Annotated in this window: 18 protein-coding genes; 5 read left to right on the plus strand and 13 right to left on the minus strand. The window is 43.1% G+C overall.

Features of this window, described 5'->3' with window-relative positions:
* Positions 1-43 precede the first annotated feature (43 nt).
* On the plus strand, positions 44-721 hold the full coding sequence (locus MHO82_RS11665; protein WP_239184124.1) for a hypothetical protein: 678 nt from the start codon (positions 44-46) through the stop codon (positions 719-721).
* On the opposite strand, the gene MHO82_RS11670 is transcribed toward MHO82_RS11665, so the two are convergent.
* Positions 715-1,179: an ASCH domain-containing protein gene (locus MHO82_RS11670; protein WP_239184125.1), complete on the minus strand. Its 465-nt coding sequence runs from the start codon at positions 1,177-1,179 to the stop codon at positions 715-717. The genes MHO82_RS11665 and MHO82_RS11670 overlap by 7 nt on opposite strands.
* A 21-nt stretch (positions 1,180-1,200) precedes the next feature.
* A complete protein-coding gene (locus MHO82_RS11675) occupies positions 1,201-2,100 on the minus strand; it encodes a LysR family transcriptional regulator (RefSeq protein WP_239184126.1) in 900 nt (299 codons plus the stop codon).
* 144 nt (positions 2,101-2,244) lie between these two features.
* Here MHO82_RS11675 and MHO82_RS11680 point away from each other — a divergent pair, with 144 nt between their 5' ends.
* Entirely contained in the window at positions 2,245-2,919 is a 675-nt protein-coding gene (locus MHO82_RS11680) for a pirin family protein (RefSeq protein ID WP_239184127.1), read from the plus strand.
* Between the two features lie 84 nt (positions 2,920-3,003).
* On the plus strand, positions 3,004-3,579 hold the full coding sequence (locus tag MHO82_RS11685) for an isochorismatase family protein (protein WP_275440599.1): 576 nt from the start codon (positions 3,004-3,006) through the stop codon (positions 3,577-3,579).
* Positions 3,580-3,616: 37 nt separating this feature from the next.
* Here the strand turns inward: MHO82_RS11685 and MHO82_RS11690 are convergent, their stop codons facing one another.
* The gene (locus MHO82_RS11690; protein ID WP_239184129.1) at positions 3,617-4,381 is read right to left on the minus strand and encodes a phosphatase PAP2 family protein; all 765 of its coding nucleotides are present in this window, start codon (positions 4,379-4,381) and stop codon (positions 3,617-3,619) included.
* 426 nt (positions 4,382-4,807) lie between these two features.
* Between MHO82_RS11690 and MHO82_RS11695 the strand changes: the two genes are divergently transcribed.
* Positions 4,808-7,153, plus strand: coding sequence for a PilZ domain-containing protein (locus tag MHO82_RS11695; protein ID WP_239184258.1), 2,346 nt, complete (start codon positions 4,808-4,810; stop codon positions 7,151-7,153).
* A 109-nt stretch (positions 7,154-7,262) separates the two neighbouring features.
* Here MHO82_RS11695 and serB read toward each other — a convergent pair whose 3' ends face one another.
* Positions 7,263-8,243: a phosphoserine phosphatase gene (gene serB, locus MHO82_RS11700; protein WP_239184130.1), complete on the minus strand. Its 981-nt coding sequence runs from the start codon at positions 8,241-8,243 to the stop codon at positions 7,263-7,265.
* A gap of 191 nt (positions 8,244-8,434) precedes the next feature.
* Between serB and MHO82_RS11705 the strand changes: the two genes are divergently transcribed.
* The gene (locus tag MHO82_RS11705; protein ID WP_239184131.1) at positions 8,435-9,043 is read left to right on the plus strand and encodes an AhpA/YtjB family protein; all 609 of its coding nucleotides are present in this window, start codon (positions 8,435-8,437) and stop codon (positions 9,041-9,043) included.
* 158 nt (positions 9,044-9,201) lie between these two features.
* On the opposite strand, the gene MHO82_RS11710 is transcribed toward MHO82_RS11705, so the two are convergent.
* The 9 genes from MHO82_RS11710 to MHO82_RS11750 all read right to left on the minus strand — a co-directional run bounded on the left by MHO82_RS11710 (position 9,202) and on the right by MHO82_RS11750 (position 18,949).
* Positions 9,202-9,837, minus strand: a complete 636-nt coding sequence (locus MHO82_RS11710) for an outer membrane beta-barrel protein (protein WP_239184132.1) — start codon at positions 9,835-9,837, stop codon at positions 9,202-9,204.
* 271 nt (positions 9,838-10,108) lie between these two features.
* Complete coding sequence (deoD, locus tag MHO82_RS11715; protein WP_239184133.1) at positions 10,109-10,828, minus strand: purine-nucleoside phosphorylase; 720 nt, start codon at positions 10,826-10,828, stop codon at positions 10,109-10,111.
* Between the two features lie 117 nt (positions 10,829-10,945).
* Positions 10,946-12,166 (minus strand): phosphopentomutase, encoded by a 1,221-nt coding sequence (locus MHO82_RS11720; protein ID WP_239184134.1) that lies wholly within the window; start codon positions 12,164-12,166, stop codon positions 10,946-10,948.
* Positions 12,167-12,177: 11 nt separating this feature from the next.
* Positions 12,178-13,509, minus strand: coding sequence for a thymidine phosphorylase (deoA, locus tag MHO82_RS11725; protein WP_239184135.1), 1,332 nt, complete (start codon positions 13,507-13,509; stop codon positions 12,178-12,180).
* A gap of 93 nt (positions 13,510-13,602) precedes the next feature.
* Entirely contained in the window at positions 13,603-14,376 is a 774-nt protein-coding gene (deoC, locus tag MHO82_RS11730) for a deoxyribose-phosphate aldolase (RefSeq protein ID WP_239184136.1), read from the minus strand.
* 387 nt (positions 14,377-14,763) lie between these two features.
* Positions 14,764-14,934 (minus strand): DUF1427 family protein, encoded by a 171-nt coding sequence (locus MHO82_RS11735; protein ID WP_239184137.1) that lies wholly within the window; start codon positions 14,932-14,934, stop codon positions 14,764-14,766.
* 229 nt (positions 14,935-15,163) lie between these two features.
* A complete protein-coding gene (locus MHO82_RS11740) occupies positions 15,164-16,444 on the minus strand; it encodes a NupC/NupG family nucleoside CNT transporter (protein ID WP_239184138.1) in 1,281 nt (426 codons plus the stop codon).
* A gap of 206 nt (positions 16,445-16,650) precedes the next feature.
* Entirely contained in the window at positions 16,651-17,442 is a 792-nt protein-coding gene (locus MHO82_RS11745; protein WP_239184139.1) for a TatD family hydrolase, read from the minus strand.
* A complete protein-coding gene (locus MHO82_RS11750) occupies positions 17,432-18,949 on the minus strand; it encodes a sensor domain-containing diguanylate cyclase (RefSeq protein WP_239184140.1) in 1,518 nt (505 codons plus the stop codon). Before MHO82_RS11750 ends, MHO82_RS11745 begins: the two co-directional genes overlap by 11 nt.
* Positions 18,950-19,059: the final 110 nt, after the last annotated feature.

Consider the following 19,059-nt stretch of genomic DNA (forward strand, 5'->3'; position numbering starts at 1 on the left):
TCAGGTAGGATATCCCTTCCATATTGGTCATTGGTGTATTGTGATGAAAAAAAGATTCCTGCCTATTCCTTTAATTCTATTAATTCCCATTTTATTGCTGATAACCGTGATTATTGCGGGCGTGTATCGGTTCAGCCTCACCGATGAAGAAATATACCAAAAGCAAGGCCGAGCAATCCCAACCGCAGTAAAAGAAGCACCATCTTTGCCAGAAAAAAGCGTCATGAGGCAGCTATTTTCATTAAAAAGTGCTCAACCATGGCACATCCAATTACCAGATACAGACATCATGGTAGAGCTCAATGATTTCGACGGAAAACACGAAAATAAAAGAGCTATTGGAAGTTACGTAAATGGCGTAGAAAAAGGCCAACTTGCTGTAAATTACTTTAAACTTCTTCCTATTAATATTGGCGATCCTAGCCAACAGATGACCTTTACTGTGCCATACACTGTCAGCAACCAAGGTTCAGGTGTTTTTCACTACGTCGGCTTATTTCGATTACACCACATTTCAAAGCACATCGAACAACTAGACAGCCTTTTCCTAGGAGATCGGATTAAGTTAGACAACATTGAAATCGATGCACCTTTTGATGTGACTGGCAGTATCATTGCGCACTACCACACTCACACAACAGAACAAGCCATGAGTGAACAACCAAACCAAGCTATCTCACTAACGATTAAAGTGGAAAACGACCAGCTTAATGCTTATTGATACACCACATTAAATCGCTCTAATACCAGAGCCATCTGCTCCGATGGCTCAATACCAATTTCAGCACATTCTTTAGAAAAAAAGTTCCAGTGTGCTTTTCGCCACCAAGCCAGTGTTCTGTCACCTTCTCCTTCTTGAGCGGCAAACTCTTCCGTTACCTCTGAAAACAAGCACTCTTGCACTTCCGTGATCTCAATGATTGACGTTGGCTTCCCTTGCCAATTTAGCACTACTTGTAAATGCCCAACTTGAGGCATAGGCTCTTCGCCTGAGTCATACCAATGTTTCATGCTACAAGTCGCTGTTTTAATGCCTTGCTGAATTAACTCAGCGCATGCATTCGCATTGTACTCATCAGCACAAAAATAATCGGCACTAAACGAAGTGTATTGCGCGCGCTTTTCTTCTGGTAAAGAATCCAAATAACCCTGTAAATATTGCTTTGATTGATTATCCATAATCACATAACTCTTTCATTTTTAAGTAATCAAATAACGCTGAAGTCTATCGTAGATAAAGTCTAAAAACACACGAAGTTTCGGAGTTGCGCCACGATGACTTGGGTAAACCGCAGAAAAATCCACCGCCAAACAGCGCCACTGCGGTAAAACCCGTGGTAAACAATTGGCTTCGTCTTGGCATAAGTAATGAGGAAGCAGCGCAATACCAGTACCACTGGCGGCTAAGTGATGCAGAGTTTGAAAATCATTCACCCGACAATAAGGGATGACAGTCAGCTTCTTTGGCTCTTTATCCTGCTCTGTGATCACCGACAGTTCGTTATGGGCGTTTAGCATATCACTCATAATTAGTAGTCGATGTGACGCTAAGTCTTCCAGTGTTTGTACAGGGCCATGTTGCTTCAGATACGAATCACTGGCATAAAAATAATGTTGGCTTTTCCCTAAGCGCCGGGAAACCAATCGAGAATCAGACAGTGCTCCGACTCGAATAGCCACATCCATCCCCTCTTCAATTAAGTCCACCCGACGGTTAGACAGCTCCAAATCCAGCTGAATATGAGGATAACGAGACAAAAACTCTGGCAAGATAGGCGCTAATAGCTGCTGCCCTGTAGCCACCGAGGCACTGACTCTTAATACGCCTCTAGGCTCTGCCAACATGGTTTGCACCGACAAATCCGCGTGTTCAGATTCTTCAATGATCCGCAAACAGTGCTGATAATAAATACGACCAATCTCAGTGACCCGGATCTTGCGTGTGGTTCTCTCCAGCAATCGAATTCCTAAGCTTTCCTCCAATCGCGCGACACGACGACTCACCTTCGATTTCGGTAAACCCAATACATCAGCTGCAGAGGTAAATCCACCAGCGTTCACCACCTTGGCAAAAATCACCATGTCATTTAAATCCTGCACATTTTCTCCTTACTCGGCACGGCAAGCCAACATTTACATTGTTCTATTTTTAGAACAGTAATTATCATTTTAACGTATTTATCAAAATTTAATAACAACCTAATATTTATTTCAACGGCAACAATAACGATGGGAAGGCGAAGAATGATGGATATTTTACAACGTGACACATTAGTGGAAGGTGGCTTTGCTGGATTACGCGAACACCGATTAGTTAAGTCACCACAAGCTTTTGGGCCACACGCTAACCTTGATGGCAGCTGGGCAGGTATTGGTAACTTTGTCTATTTAGCCGATGCCCGCTTTATGCCAAAAGGCGAAACCCGAATGCATGAACATTTAGAAGTGGATGTGATTTCCGTGATGGCCGATGGTCGAATTGCCCACCAGGGATCTTTAGGCCACGGGCAAGATTTAAACACCCATGATGTGCAGGTTCAACGCGCTGGTGGAGAAGGGTTTGCCCATAACGAAGTCAATCCAGATGACACTGAAAATCGCATGATCCAATTATGGTTTTTACCTGAAACCGCAGGTCAGCACGCGGATTATAAGGTATACCAGCCCAAAGTTGGGGAAAACACACGGATTTACGGCGGCACATCTGACGCTGATTTTCCGGCCAAGACACTACTGAATGTCGCCAGATTACAACGCAATGAGAAGTTAACACATGAAGGGCCATTTTTAGCTTATCTCGTAACAGGTACAGGCTCTGCCAATGGCAATACCATCACCGAAGGCACGCTCATTCGCGACACTCAGTTAACGTTTGAAGCAAACAGCGAGACTCAACTTATTCTTATTCACACTCAATAATAATAAAAAAATCAAACTACTAGGAGAACCATAATGAGCAAGGTATTTGCAGAAAGACTGACCCCAGAGAACGCGGTTGTCGCCATGATCGATCACCAAACCGGACTATTAGTGAGCTGTCGAGACCAAGATCCACATTTAATGAAAGCGAACATTCGTGGTTTAAGCCAACTGGCCAAAACACTGGAGCTTCCTTCTGTCATCACGGCCAGCATGCCGGAGGGTCCAAATGGCCCTATCATGCCCGATATTTTGGAAATTCTTGGTGATACAGTGATTGAGCGCCCGGGAGAAATTAATGCTTGGGACAACGCTGACTTTAAAGGTGCGATTGAGGCAACAGGTCGCAAAAAGATCATTATGGCGGGTATTGTTACTGATGTTTGCTTAATGTTCCCCGCTATTTCCGCCGTAGCAGAGGGCTATGATGTCTATGCGGTGGTAGATGCCTCCGGGACTTGGAACGACACAGTGCGTGATGCCGCCATGATGCGAATGACACAGGCTGGCGTCAAGGTGACCACTTGGGCGGCAGTGCTGGCAGAGCTCATGCATGATTGGCGGAGTGAAAAGGGCCTAGAATTAGGAGGCGTCTTGGCAGAACACACCTCCTATCAATGGGTTTATGACAGCTTCCTTGCTAGCCAAAATACCAAATAACCTGAAAATAGAGATAAGAAAGATAGAAAAAGTTTCTCTATTTCCCCTCAAGCACCTTTTCAGGCTCGTTGTTTGAAAGGGTGCTTGATTTCACTAAAGTCATTGTCATTGGCACAAGCAAATACAACCCAAACGCACATAATACAGAGACCAATAAGTCGTTATGCCAATGCATGCCGAGCCAAATGCGGCTCCAACCGACACCACAACCCCATGCGATCAGCACAGCCGCTAATACATAGTGTTTCTCGCGCAATAAAAAACCGCCCCAAAACGCCACACAAAGCGCAGCAAACAGAGTGTGCCCAGAAGGCAATGAATAGTTTGTTTCACCGAACCAGTGACCTAAGCGCCACTTGCTCACTTTGTCGCTAACCTGCTGTACCGCAGACGCTTTTTCTTGTGTGGATAAACGATAAAAAGCCTCTGTAGAATCAACCACACCTAGATCCTGTAACTGGTACACATAAGGACGTGCGACTTCGGAAACCTGTTTTAATCCGGTTTTTGTTGCAAAGCTCAACCCCAGTAATACTGCAAACGGCACAACCAATACACACCAAGAAGCCGGTTTGTATTTCATCACCAAAGGCAGGACACACAATAAAGACGTGGTGATCAAAAAGTACGGATTACCTGCCGATTCCGATAACACGGTGAATACCTGACCAAGAAGTTCATGATCTTGACTTAATAGATCAGGCTTAGGGTTAAGTAAGATACCAAGAAATAAAAGAAACGAGAATATAGTAAGTGCTAACAAACCATGACGTTTATCAGCAAAAAATAATGAATACAACATGAAGGAATAACCAACCTTTACACCCAGAGGGACACTACAAGCAATAAAAAATTGAAGATAACAACACCACCGAAGAAGAATGTCAGCGCTGTGTAGAAAAAATGGCGAAGACGTGAAGAGAATAAAGACCCGATGAAAAAGTGTGCGTTTTTCGTAACTTGAAAGGAAATCGTAGATTCTAACGCGGTAATTGTGTGCCTCATGCCACAAGAATAACGCGAGCCTTGCCAACAAAGAAAATCTGCACCACAATCATTACACGCATATGCGCGCTTTGCTTAGCCATAGTTCCTCGTGACTTGACATTAATAACAGTTTTATCAAATAACGCATTCTAAATTGTCGAACTCTTGTAATATATGACAAGCTAAATTAATTCGGTTCCACGCCGATAATATCACTAAAGCCTAACTGTAACAGAAGATGATGCCACAAGAAGATTACCAATCAATTGTTGAACAGCTGATCCCAGCCTACAGTTCTGAAGATTTCGAGCTTGTTCTGTCACACGTGACGGACGGACAACCAGCCTCTGTACGACTGTTAGTGAAAATGGAATTAAAGCGGATCATGTCACCATGCAACAAAGCCATCGATTTACGAGGCCGAGTGCGTGGTGAGTGTCGTGAATACAAACTTGAAGGCTTCACTCACTGGTTTGATGATGTTGCCATCAATACCTATCACAAAAGCATTAATAAGTACGGCAGCTATACAATGGGAGTGTGGGAAGAACTGACTCATACTCGCAATAACTTCAAAGTATTGCACCAACAAGAACAGCTACGTGGCTTACAAGATGCAGAAGAAGACCACCCATTTGAAGTGGATCTTATCCGTTTTGGTCACTACTTAACCCGCAGTGAAAACCGCCTACAAATGGCAACACAAGTCGAGATCACGCTGCCAAACCACCAAGAAATTCATGGTATCAGTAGTGATCTATCAAGCTCAGGGGCCAAATTTAAAGTACCATCTGCCTTTAATTATGGTTTGGGGCAAATCCTACGAGCGCGTTTTCCAAGGTTAGCTAAAGACACTGACATCAACGAACTTAACGACGACTTCGAATACCGTATTTTAGGTGTAGATGATAACGAAGATAACGACAGTTTTAAGTGGTTACGACTGAAACTGGAAACCGAAACAAACGTTATCCATCAAGCTATTGATGTAAAACTCAATAATGCTCATCGTCGCGCCCGCCATGATAATCAAGATCAGATCTTACGAGCACGAACCCGAGGCTACGAACACTGCTTTTTAAAACACAGCGCAAACTTACCCCTATTCTTTTCTGGCAATGAGCTCAAGTACGCCCTATTAACTGAGCACAACCAGGAACAATGGCACTATTGGCATGATGAAAAAAATCAGCCAATGATCAACCATCTGTTCAATAAAGAAAGAATGGAAGGTTTAACTAAGCCGGGCTTAAAAATCAGCCGAAGCCATCTCTACAGCTTTAGCCACGAGCATGAAGACAAAACTCACTTTTACTCAATGGCACTCACCGAGGCGACCCGAGAAGAAAGACAGCTATTTTGGCATTTAGGGGCACGGCGAGCAAGCTGGAAAGTCACTCGCTTATCAATGTTTGAATTGGACGTCGAGGATATTGAACGTCTGTTATCTGTGGCCCCAGAAATGGAGCACTTACTGACGTCATTAACTCACATTGGCATTTTGCAAGAGATCAGTGTGCCTGAAACGCGCCGGGACTTTTTACTGACTGAAAAACCGCAATTGGCAACTAAAGCACTCAACAGTTTTAAGCACCCGCGTAACCCAATTTGTAAGGCCCAAGCTCTTTATTTTGATCCTAAGCCTCGTCGCAGTGAACCACGCTTTAATTACGAAACACCGATCGAACTGCATTACCCCGGTCACGAGAGCATCATAGGTAAAACCATTGACTTCTCAACCCGAGGGCTAAATCTATTGCTGGCAGAGCCCCTCCCACTCAAGAGTAATGAAGACGTTCGGATCACTTTCACGGAGCTGCAAAAATTGGACGCTTCTGCACCACTGAGCAAGATGTCTTATAAAGTGGTACGTTTAAGCCCAAGTAGCCAGAATATCCAACTTATCGCCAATCTTGATCAAGATGAGCATCATAGATCTGAGCATTTCTTACGTCGATTGATTAACCACAATCTTGATAAGTTACATGAAGACAGCGAACCGCTCCCTTCTGCCAACTTACTTAAAGCGATGCATCAACTGCTGCTTGGCCGCTTGATCAGCACCCCTTACTTTGTTGAAAAAAACAACCACCGCATGATGCCACGAGTGATCGGGGTGAATTTCCCGCTCAATCCATTGCAAAAATTATTTCAACGCTTAGGGCATGGACGTCACTTTTCGGTAGAAACCATTTTCAAAACTCGAATGCAGCAACTTCTAACTGGCCCAATGCGCCCAATCGAAGTGAAAAATCCTTTCTATCATGAGTTGTATATCGCAGCTCAAATCAAAGATGGCGAGATCTCTGCAGTACGATCAAAAATGCTCAATGAGTTCGAGTCATTAAATGAACGTATTAACTTCATTACCAAAGCTCAGGAACAAGGGGAGTTCTATGCGGTGCGCATTTCAGGTGTGCCAGTACATAATCCGCTAACAACATTACTGGGTGAGGAGTTAGGCGAACTCGCCCAAACCACCATTCATCATGCGCGAGCACTTGAAGAAGAGTTCACGAGTTTGGTCGGCTGTGGTGAGCTTTATGACATCACCGATGAAGTCCTCATTCGTTTAGAGCTCGGTTAACCACACTGGTTTATTCATAAAAGTTGATATTAATAAAAAAGGGAGCACATACCATGCTCCCTTTTTCAATCTTTTGTCTGTTCCGCCCTGAAATGCTAACAAACCTAAACTATGGTTTCGCTTTCCAGCTTATTTTTTGTTGGCACAGTAATGATGCCGATAAAATACACAATACCGAGCCTAAATTACCGTACTTAACGGCAACAGAAGCTTGCTGTTGTACCTTAGGCTTTGCATGGTAAGCCACACCCAACCCGGCAGCCCCCATCATGACTAAATCGTTCGCACCATCACCAACAGCCACTGTGTTATGCAAATCAATATCGTGCTCTTCAGCTAAACGAACCAGAATATCGGCTTTGGTTTCAGCACTCACGATCTCACCAGTGACGTTACCTGTTAATTTACCATCGGTGATCTCAAGAGTATTAGACTGCGCATAATCTAGATTCAGTACTTCCTTGAGGTAGTCTGAAAAATAGGTAAAACCACCTGAAGCAATCGCTGTTTTCCATCCCAGTTTCTGTAAAGTCAGAACAAGATTTTCCAATTCAGGCATAAAAGGAAGCGCTTCCCTAACTTGAGCTAAAATGGACTCATCAGCACCTTTCAGTGCTCCTACTCGCTGACGCAAGCTCTCAGAGAAGTCCAGTTCTCCTTGCATGGCCCGTTCAGTTACTTCTGCAACCTGCTCACCCACACCCGCTAATTTAGCAATTTCATCAATACACTCGATTTGAATCGCCGTTGAATCCATATCCATCACAATTAAGCCTGGCTGAGACAGATCAGGCAAATCTTGCGCACTGGCGTAATCTAATTCAAGAGCATCTAAGATGCTGGTGTGTCGCTCGGTCAGCTCACCGGCAACATAAGCAACTTCGTAGTCACCCACTTTCCAGCAATCGATAACGTCACATTCGTAACCAAGAAAGGTTTGAATATCTTCAAAATGACGAGGGGATAAATGGTAACCATACACAATCCAACCCGCTTGTTGCCTGCGGTAATTAGGTTGGTTACCAGTCGATGGAAAACGCTTAAGTAGTGAAGCGTGTTTCTTAATAGAAAATGTTTTTATCGCATCCATGGCTATAATCCTTCATAAAACTACTTGCAACTTACCCTATTGCAATTTATCAGGGCAAGCATCAATATGTCGAAATAGACCTTTTTTGAGCCCTTATTGAAAAAGAAGTACAAAAAACGCAATAAATCCACTCTTTGTGTTGGCCTACCAGCAGACATAAAGACAAAACGATGTAAAAGTGACCAATTACAATGAAATCAAAACTACTGTCGTGGAAGTTTTTATTGAAGATGCTAGTGGCTACGATCACCATAGGGTGTTTGATCGCAACACTGCGTAACAGCACACTGATAAGCCAAGGCAACGAAAAGATTCAGAACAAACAAATTCATTCTTTAAGCCGAACTATGATCCGCCAAGCTGCGTTAGCCGCCGCCGATAGCATTATTGCCGAAGATCAGGAAGCCCTACTGACACTGGCTCATGACTGGGCAAAAGAGTCCCTCATTTTAGACGCAACCATTTATGATGTTGAAGGGGTCAAACTCGCCTCCAGTGAAGGAGCGGTATCTGTTAACCAGATTGTCGGTTTAAATACCCCACTTTCTGTAGCAAGCATCGGCAGACAGCAGCTAATTGAACCCGTTTTAGATGGGGGCAACATGATTGGTTTTATTCGTTTGACATTAGAAAAGAGTAAACTGACGGCGTATGCCGATCACCACTATCGAAAAAGTGATCGCTTGATGTACAGCATGCTACTGATGACATTTATTGCAGGTATTGGCGTTGCGGTATTATTCCGCCGCAAAGAGAAAACCCCACCAGTCACATTAATGCTGGGCGGAAATAAATCTTAAGCTTTAGAAGTTCGATATGAGGCGACTTATCTATCATGATACGTCGCCTCATTTCACCGACTCGATGATCTTGCATAACAAGAAGTTCGATTCCCTTCACTCTTAAACTCCGTTAAGACCTCATAGTGTTATTTTAAACAACAAGCTGGCTTTGAATTCTAGAAAGTGTACTGAGCACCTAGGTAATAAGAAGTAGACATACCGTAAGTTACTTTATCAGAGCCAAATGTAAATTCGTTACCAAATTGCTGATTAAGACGAAGACCCGTCTCCAGTGAGAAGTTCTTAGTAAAAGCGTAACCTAAGCCTGCATTCACACCAAGTTCAACACCCGTATTATCTTTTGTCTGTGATGGAACTCCAAACTGGGAAACAGTGAACTCTGAGTTATACAGGCCGATATTACCACCCGCTAATGCATAAAAGTTGTCCGTAATAGGGAACAAGTAATCTGCCCCTGCACCTAAGCTATAAGTACTACGTTCATATTTAATCGCTGAAAATCCGAAAGCCCCGTAAGTTACCTCAAGTGAATCACCTTTCAAATAAGCATAGGCACGAACATCATCATTTAAATATTTACCTACAAGTAATGTGATATTACCAGCATCATCCAAATCGCTTTCAAGCTCCCCAGCACCAGAAGCATTGGGGCCTGTTAGTTTCGTATCGTAAGAACCACCACCAAACTCAATGCCCATGTAAGTGCGGTCATCTTTACTGTCCACATCAGTAGCAAAAGCCTGAGTAGAAGCAATAAGAGCCAATCCAGAAGCAAGAAGAATTTTTTTCATGTTTAAACCTATTGTTATTTATCGTGATGTCCAACCACAGTGGTAGTGAACGCAGCGCATCCTAATAAATCCACCAACTCCATAACAAATAACAACTTCAAACAAAAGTTTATAAATTCTTAATCATTACTTAAAAAACTGATTATAAAAAGAAACAATCACCAGATTAAGATGAGATAAAGAAGATTTCAGGGATAGATTCGAGGGCTGACAAATACAAAAAAGGAGAGTTCAACACTCTCCTTTTACTATAAATAGCATAAAAATAGGCTTATTCAGAGTCGCCCAATAGTACCGACTCTAAAGCAATTTCAATCATCTCATTGAACGTGGTTTGACGTTCATCCGATGTAGTTTGCTCACCGGTTTTAATATGATCAGACACAGTACAAATGGTCAGTGCTTTGGCACCAAACTCTGCTGCGACACCATAAATACCCGCCGCTTCCATCTCTACACCAAGCACACCGTACTTATCCATTAAATCAAACATGTCTGGATCTGGTGTGTAGAACAACTCAGCAGAGAATAAGTTACCAATACGTACTGGAATGTTTTTCGCTTTTGCAGCCAGCTCAGCATTACGAACCATGCCGTAATCCGCAATAGCAGCAAAATCGTGATCTTTAAAACGAATGCGGTTTACTTTTGAATCAGTGCTCGCACCCATACCAATCACAACATCACGTAATTTCACATCATTACGCACTGCACCACAACTGCCAACACGGATCAGTTTTTTTACACCGAAATCCTTAACCAGTTCTGTAGCATAAATAGAGCAAGAAGGAATCCCCATCCCATGCCCCATCACTGAGATTTTACGGCCTTTGTACGTGCCCGTGTAACCAAACATATTGCGAACATTACACACTTCTACAACATCGCTAAGAAACGTTTCTGCAATGTATTTTGCTCGAAGTGGATCACCCGGCATCAGAACAACGTCTGCAAAATCACCCATTTCAGCATTAATATGTGGAGTTGCCATTCTTTAATCCTTTATTTTTACTGCGCTCTTAAGCTTAACTTGAGGCATCACTCTTTTAGCATGATGCCATCAAGTATAGGCACTTTCCGTTGAAGATAACGGACGATAAGATCTCTGTTATAAGAAAGATTTACCGTAATCCATTGCGGAAGTCTCAAAGTAACCCGCTAAGCTTTGACCAATATCTGCAAACGTCTCTCGGCGACCTAATGAGCCCGCTGGTAGTTTTTTACCGTAGGCTAAAACTGGGATGTGCTCACGTGTGTGATCCGTACCCGGCCACGTTGGATCACAACCATGATCGGCAGTGATAATTAGAATGTCGTCTTCTTGCAAGATATCTAAAATCTCTGGTAGACGACCATCAAAATACTCAAGCGCCGCAGCATAACCTGCAACGTCACGACGGTGGCCATAAGCAGAGTCAAAATCTACAAAGTTAGTGAAGACAATCGATTGATCACCCGCTTCTTTGATTTGTTCAACCGTTGCTTCAAACAGAGCAGGAATGCCCGTCGCTTTCACTTTTTTGGTGATACCACAACCCGCATAGATGTCTGAAATCTTACCGATGGAGATAACATCACCACCTTTTTCATCCACTAATTTTTGTAATACTGTGGTCGCTGGTGGCTCTAGAGATAAATCACGACGGTTACCTGTACGCTCAAACTCGCCCGACTTAGGTCCTTTGAATGGACGCGCAATAACACGGCCAATGTTATAACCTTCCAGCTCTTCACGCGCAATTTGGCAAAGCTCTAACAGATTATCTAAACCAAACGTCTCTTCGTGACAAGCAATCTGGAATACCGAGTCTGCTGAAGTATAGAAAATAGGCATGCCTGTTTTCATGTGCTCTTCACCCAGGTCATCAAGAACCTGAGTACCTGAAGCGTGGCAGTTACCTAAGAAGCCAGGTAAATTCGCACGCTCAAGAATGCGATCAGTAAGCTCTTTCGGGAAGCTGTTTTCTTTATCCGTAAAGTAACCCCAATCAAATAACACAGGTACACCAGCAATTTCCCAGTGACCAGAAGGCGTGTCTTTGCCTGAAGACAACTCAGCCGCATGGCCATAAGCACCAATGATCTCAGCATCCACATCCATGCCTGGCGCAAAATGTCCTGTTGACTCTTTATGAGTCATGGCCAAACCCAGTTTAGAGAGATTCGGTAGTGACAGTGGTCCTTGACGATCACCATTGTTTGCTAAACCTTTGTCACACTGCTCAGCAATATGGCCTAAGGTATCAGAACCCACATCACCAAATTTTTCTGCGTCTGCGGTTGCGCCTACACCAAATGAATCTAAAACTAAAATAATTGCACGTTTCATACTTTCCTCCATCAGATGTCTTCAAGACGGATCTGACGATAAACTTCTGGGGTTGCTTCTGGTTTGGTATCACTGATCACAATGGCTGCTTTAAGCGCATCTGCCGCTTGTTGCCATTGCTCTTCGTTGCGGGCATGAATCACAGCCAATGGTTTTTCGCTGTTTGCTTCTTCACCAAGCTGGATCATGTCGCTAAAACCAACAGCGTAATCGATCACATCGCTAGCAACACGACGGCCACCGCCCATGCCAACAACAGCCATGCCAATAGCACGGGTATCCATCGCGTACGCATAACCTGCGTTGTCAGCGTAAACAGGCTTAATAATGTCTGCGGCTTCTAAATGATTATCATAGTTTTCAATAAAATCAGCTGGGCCACCTAAACCTGCGACCATTTTGCCAAAGCATTCAGCCGCTTTACCATTGTCTAGTACGGTTTGTAACTTATCACGTGCATCAGCAGAGTCAGCGGCAAGATCACCCAGCACCAACATTTCCGCACATAGCGCCATGGTAACTTCAAACAAACGTGGGTTACGGTATTCGCCCGTTAAAAACTGTACCGCTTCACGTACTTCTAACGCATTACCCGCAGTCGATGCCAACACTTGGTTCATGTCTGTCAGTAACGCAGTGGTTTTTGTACCCGCACCGTTCGCTACTGCAACAATAGATTTAGCTAACTCTTCAGACGCTTCATACGTTGGCATGAAAGCACCAGAGCCGACTTTGACATCCATTACTAATGAATCAAGACCAGCCGCTAATTTTTTAGATAGGATAGAGGCAGTGATCAGAGAAATGTTATCTACGGTTGCAGTCACATCGCGAGTCGCGTACACGCGTTTGTCTGCTGGTGCTAAATCGCCTGTTTGACCGATAATCGCCACACCTGCGTCTTTTGTTACTTCGCCAAAACCTTCATTGGTAGGCGTAATGTTATAACCAGGGATCGCTTCTAGCTTATCGAGCGTGCCACCAGTATGACCAAGGCCACGGCCAGAAATCATAGGAACAAAGCCACCACATGCAGCGACCATTGGGCCAAGCATCAGTGACGTCACATCACCCACACCACCCGTTGAATGTTTATCGACAATCGGACCACCAAAATTCATGTGGCTCCAGTCAATCACCATACCCGAATCACGCATTGCACAGGTTAATGCAGTGCGCTCTGGCATGGTCATGTCGTTAAAGAAAATCGCCATTGCAAACGCTGCAATTTGGCCTTCAGATACGGTATTTTTAGCAACGCCTTGGATGAAGAAGTTAATTTCTTCTGCACTTAATACTTCACCATCACGTTTTTTTCTAATAATTTCTTGAGGTAAGAACATAGGGGTCTCCTCCCGATTCAGGATCAGGCTATCTTAGACAGGTAGGGGTAGAAACAAATAAGGTGACCGAAGCCACCTTATTATTAGAGAAAGTTAGTAGCCGCCTTCCGCTGCTTTTTCACCTTCGCCCAGTGTATGAAGTAGGTTCGCAAGTAAGCTAGATGCACCAAAACGGTAGTGCATGTTATCAGCCCAATCAGCGCCTAGAATGCGATCAGCCATTGCTAGGTACTTATCTGCATCTTCTGCAGTGCGAACACCACCAGCTGGTTTAAAACCAACTGTTTTTTCTACGCCCATGTCTTTGATCACAGTCAGCATAATTTCTGCCGACTCTGGAGTTGCGTTTACAGGCACTTTACCTGTAGAGGTTTTAATGAAGTTTGCACCAGCTTCAATACAAATTTCAGAAGCGCGCTTAATCAGTGCAGGATCTTTTAATTCACCTGTTTCAATAATCACTTTCAGTAAAATATCGCCACACGCTTCTTTACACTGTTTCACCAGTTCAAAACCAACTGTCTCATTACCTGCGATGAATGCACGGTATGGGAATACTACGTCTACTTCATCAGCACCGTATGCAACAGCCGCTTTTGTTTCTGCAACAGCGATTTCAATATCATCGTTACCATGTGGGAAGTTAGTAACAGTTGCAATGCGTACTTCTGGCGTACCTTGCTCACGCAACGCTTTTTTCGCTACCGGAATAAAACGAGGGTAGATACAGATTGCTGCAGTATTACCAACAGCAGTTTTTGCATCTTTACATAACGCGATCACTTTCTCATCAGTGTCGTTATCGTTAAGCGTCGTTAAATCCATTAGTTGTAGTGCGCGTAATGCAGCAGCCTTTAAATCGCTCATTTCTATCTCCAGTTCAGAATTTTTACTAAGATATTTCACTGTTTCTATTTGGGTTAATAACCGATATTGGTAATCCAACGACAAGAAAACAGCTCGATGAGCGGACTTGGTTCCTTGAAGACTTGAGGTAGGTATTTAACAAGTACCATCACCTCAATTGATATCCTTTTCACCGCGCAGTATCACTTCCAGCGTCAATTCATTTGACGATTGATACTGCATCTGACACATCATGAGATACTGTGGTGTCGTCTGAATCACCACCATATTCAAGTTATGTATCAGTAAAATCGTTTACGATAGTGTCCATTGATAATATCAAGACTCATCGGAGGTCACTACCAAAACCATGTTTCCATACGGAGACAATGTGTTTACTATTGGCAATTAAGAGAAGAATCTCTCAACAATCCACTGGTATCCCATACCACCTAAATAAACACCAACAATACCCATAACCCCAGATAATACTGGTGGCGCAGGAATTGGCAGTTTAAGTGCTGAAAACAACACACCCACTACTAACCCAGCAACAACGGATAACATGACTTCATTCATAATGTACTCTCTGTTTTAAGGTTTGTGCTGATACAAACTTTGCCCAGCCAATGCGTCAAACCCTTACTATCTATGGAAATTATATCTTCCTTTTTATTGATAGCTTCATAAAAGGTTCAACGCAATCGGTTTGTATCTCAATAAATCAACATCAAGAGTATAGGTTTGTACAAACAAAAACGCCGCAGCTTAAGCCACGGCGTTTCACTAGAAGGGTAAACTTATCAAATTATAGAGATAAGAATAGACCGGCGATAGTTGCAGACATTAGGTTAGATAATGTACCAGCAGCAACAGCCTTCATACCCATACGAGCGATGTCATGACGACGCTCAGGAGCAAGACCACCTAGGCCACCCAGTAGAATCGCAACAGAAGAAAGGTTCGCGAAACCACACAGAGCAAATGAGATGATCGCTTTCGTCTTCTCAGACATTTCTACACCAGTTTGCGCAACAACAATACCACCCTCAGCAACATCTTTCAGGTACGGTGCAAAGTTTAGGTAAGCAACAAATTCGTTAACAACAATCTTCTGACCGATGAATGAACCTGCAACCATTGCTTCTTCCCATGGCACACCGATTAGGAATGCTAATGGAGAGAATACATAACCAAGAATCAGCTCTAGCGTTAGTTCAGGCATACCGAACCAGTTACCAATGCCACCTAGCATACCATTGATAAGTGCGATCAAACCGATGAAAGCAAGAAGCATTGCACCAACGTTTAGCGCAAGCTGCATGCCCGATGAAGCACCTGCAGCGGCTGCATCAATCACGTTCGCTGGTTTGTCATCGCCTTGTTCAAGCGCATCAAGTTGATCAATTGGCTCATCAGTTTCTGGTTTGATGATTTTAGCAAACAGTAGACCACCAGGAGCTGCCATGAAAGAAGCAGCAATCAGGTACTCAAGAGGAACACCCATTTGTGCATAACCCGCTAACACACCACCCGCAACAGACGCAAGACCACCACACATTACCGCAAACAGCTCAGATTGAGTCATTTTTGGTACAAATGGGCGCACAACTAAAGGCGCTTCAGTTTGACCAACAAAAATATTAGCTGTTGCAGACAGTGATTCCGCACGAGAGGTACCCAATGCTTTTTGTAAAGCACCACCGATGAAGTTGATCACGATTTGCATGATACCGATGTAGTAAAGTACAGCGATTAATGCAGAGAAGAAAACGATAACTGGTAGAACTTTAAGAGCGAAGACAAAACCGCCGCCACCAAAAAGTTCGAACATTTTGTCCGAAGCAAGACCACCGAATAGGAATTCGATACCCTTATTACCATAATTAATTACATTAGAAACTGCTGTCGACATAGTGTAAAGCACATCACGTCCGACTGGAACGTACAGTACAAAAGCACCTAAAGCGAATTGGATGGCAAACGCACCACCGACGGTTCTTAGATTGATAGCTTTACGGTTGTCAGATAAAAGTACTGCAATACCAAGCAGTACAACAATCCCAACCAGGCTCATAAACAGGCTCATAGTTTATGATCTTCCTTTCGTTAATGTTGGCGTGTAACAAAGATGGAGCTCAAATTAGAGGCGAGCATTATACTCACTCAGCCATCAATAAAGTAATGCTGTAGTCACACTTTGATAGGTACTAAACATGTAATTCATCAATATGTGTGAACTGGATCCCGATAGAAGCTAAGGCCCCATCATTTTTTCAACATCAAATTTTGCCTCTAACCACAGAAATCAAACAAACGATTGCTATTTGCTTTCAATTGAGATGCAACCGTTTGCGGTGATTCAGATCGCAATAAACACAGGTGATTAAAAATATTACTCACATGGTAAGGGTGATTAGATTTACCTTGATACCCACTTAAAGGCATATCAGGCGCATCGGTTTCTAGCACTAAAAACTCCAACGGTAAGCTGCCAATCACTTTACGAGTTTTGTTGGCTCTCTCATAAGAAATAGTCCCACCAACCCCAATATAAAAGCCAAGCTTTATAAAACTCTCCGCTTGTTGAAGGCTTCCCGAAAAACCATGAATAACCCCTCCAGATATGGGTTTCTTCTGACGTAGCGTTTTTAACACTTGATCATGAGCTTTACGAGAATGAAGAATTAAAGGAAGTTGGAACTGAATGGCTAAATCACACTGCCCAGAAAATAAGATTTCTTGTTGCGCAAAGTGTTGGGGTTCAATCATTAAATCCAGCCCGCATTCCCCCACAGCAACACAACGGGGACTTCGAGCATTTAACCGCTGCTCTAAATGGTGTAAAGCATCGTCACTGTGTTGATCTAAAAAGTATGGGTGCAGCCCAAGCGCATAATACAATTCAGGGTGACAAGAAGATAAAGATTCGACTCGGTCCCAATTACTTTCGCCAATGGCAGGTAATACGATTTTTTCCACTCCGGCTTCAGTCGCCAGCTGTAACTGCTGCTCAAAATCATGTTGGAATACATCAAAATCAAAATGGCAGTGGGTATCAATAAAAGTGGGATTATTAACATTCATGAGCAAGCATCACTTGATTTTTACCATTATTTTTAGCCTGATAAAGCGCTTTATCCGCTTTGGAGCGTAATAGCTCCGCACTCTCATATTGCCATATTACCGCACCAATACTTAATGTCAGTGATATTACGTTCTCTTGATACTTTATCGGCTCTGAATTTAATGCCACACAGCACGCCATTGCGATCTCCCTAACTTCCTGATCGTTGCTTACCTCTGCTAATAACGCCAGTTCATCACCTCCTACTCTAAATAAACTCGCACTTTCAGGTAAGCGATCTAATAGCCGCTCTTTCACCGTTTGTAAGGCCAAATCTCCAACGGCATGACCGTAAGTATCATTAATAGTTTTAAAATTATCCAAATCAATAAACATTAAACTGTATGGTTGTTTGCTGGCTTCGTATAAGCTCAACTGCCGATCAAACTCACGGCGATTAAGTAACCCAGTCAACGAATCGCGTTTTGCTAAAAAATCGAGTTCTTTAGTTCGCTTATTCAATAAGCCTTCAATTAAGGTTTGCTCATTCACCTGATAGAAGCTCACTCCTGCCAATAAAATACTCGCAAGCCCACCAGCAATGGCTACGACAAACAAGGCCACTTTCTGAGCTGGGGCTAACGCGATATTACTTTTGATTTGTACTGACCATTCACGATTAGGCAACTCCATGCTTTGTTCAAACTGATAATAATGCTCTGCCCCTCTATTACTGCTTTCATAAATAATTTCATTTTCCGCATCAAATCCATCATCGACAACATTAAAATAAAGAGATTTTCTCAGGTTTAGACTACTAACTAACTCTTCCATGTAAGAAGTAACCCGGATCACCCCAATAACAATCCCTTTCAACTCTTGCCTGTTGTGCTCAAAGACCGGGTAATACACCAATAACCCCGTCTTTTTATGCTCTCGGCCTATGCCATCTTGCAGTAATCTCACTTTATCCGACACTGAAGGCAGCCCTGTCAGTATCATGTTATTCACGGCATCCCAAAAACGTGCTTGATAACCAAAAAACCCTAGTAGCTTTAAGTTTTCTGCATTTCTTGGAACAATATCTGTCACCATAAATTTATGATCTTGTGGGCCGACCACATCTGTCGTGCGCTCACGATTTACCACCGTAAACGCTTCAAAAAAAGGAAAGCGCGTTTTTAATTCTGTCGCTCTCATCGGAATCTCAGAATTCGGGATTTTTTCCATCCATTCCAACGCAATTAAAGACTTAGAGCGAGATAAGATTCGCGGGGCAAAATCCACAAACTGCAGCCATTGCTCTTCATTAGTTGAATAATAAAAGTCCGACGCGGCACCAATTAAATTAAGATCTCGCTCTAATAAAGATTCAAAAACATCAAAGTAGTGCTTTGCTTTAATGGCAAATGCTTTGTCATTTTGGCTAAGTTGATTAAGGTGCAATAAGAAAACAAGAAGAACAGTAATTCCAACCCCAAAAAAGAAGACAATAGCAGGGTATCGAAGGCGCTTGGAGGTAAACATAATTCCCTAACTTTTAAGTATGACACATTAACGGCATGTATAAGATGCGCAATACTAATCACCATCATGGCTAAATACCAAACAAAGCTCATAAAAAAGAGAGCTAGCTA

Origin of the sequence: Vibrio sp. Of7-15 (genome assembly GCF_022347565.1) — a bacterium.
Taxonomy (GTDB): domain Bacteria; phylum Pseudomonadota; class Gammaproteobacteria; order Enterobacterales; family Vibrionaceae; genus NORP241.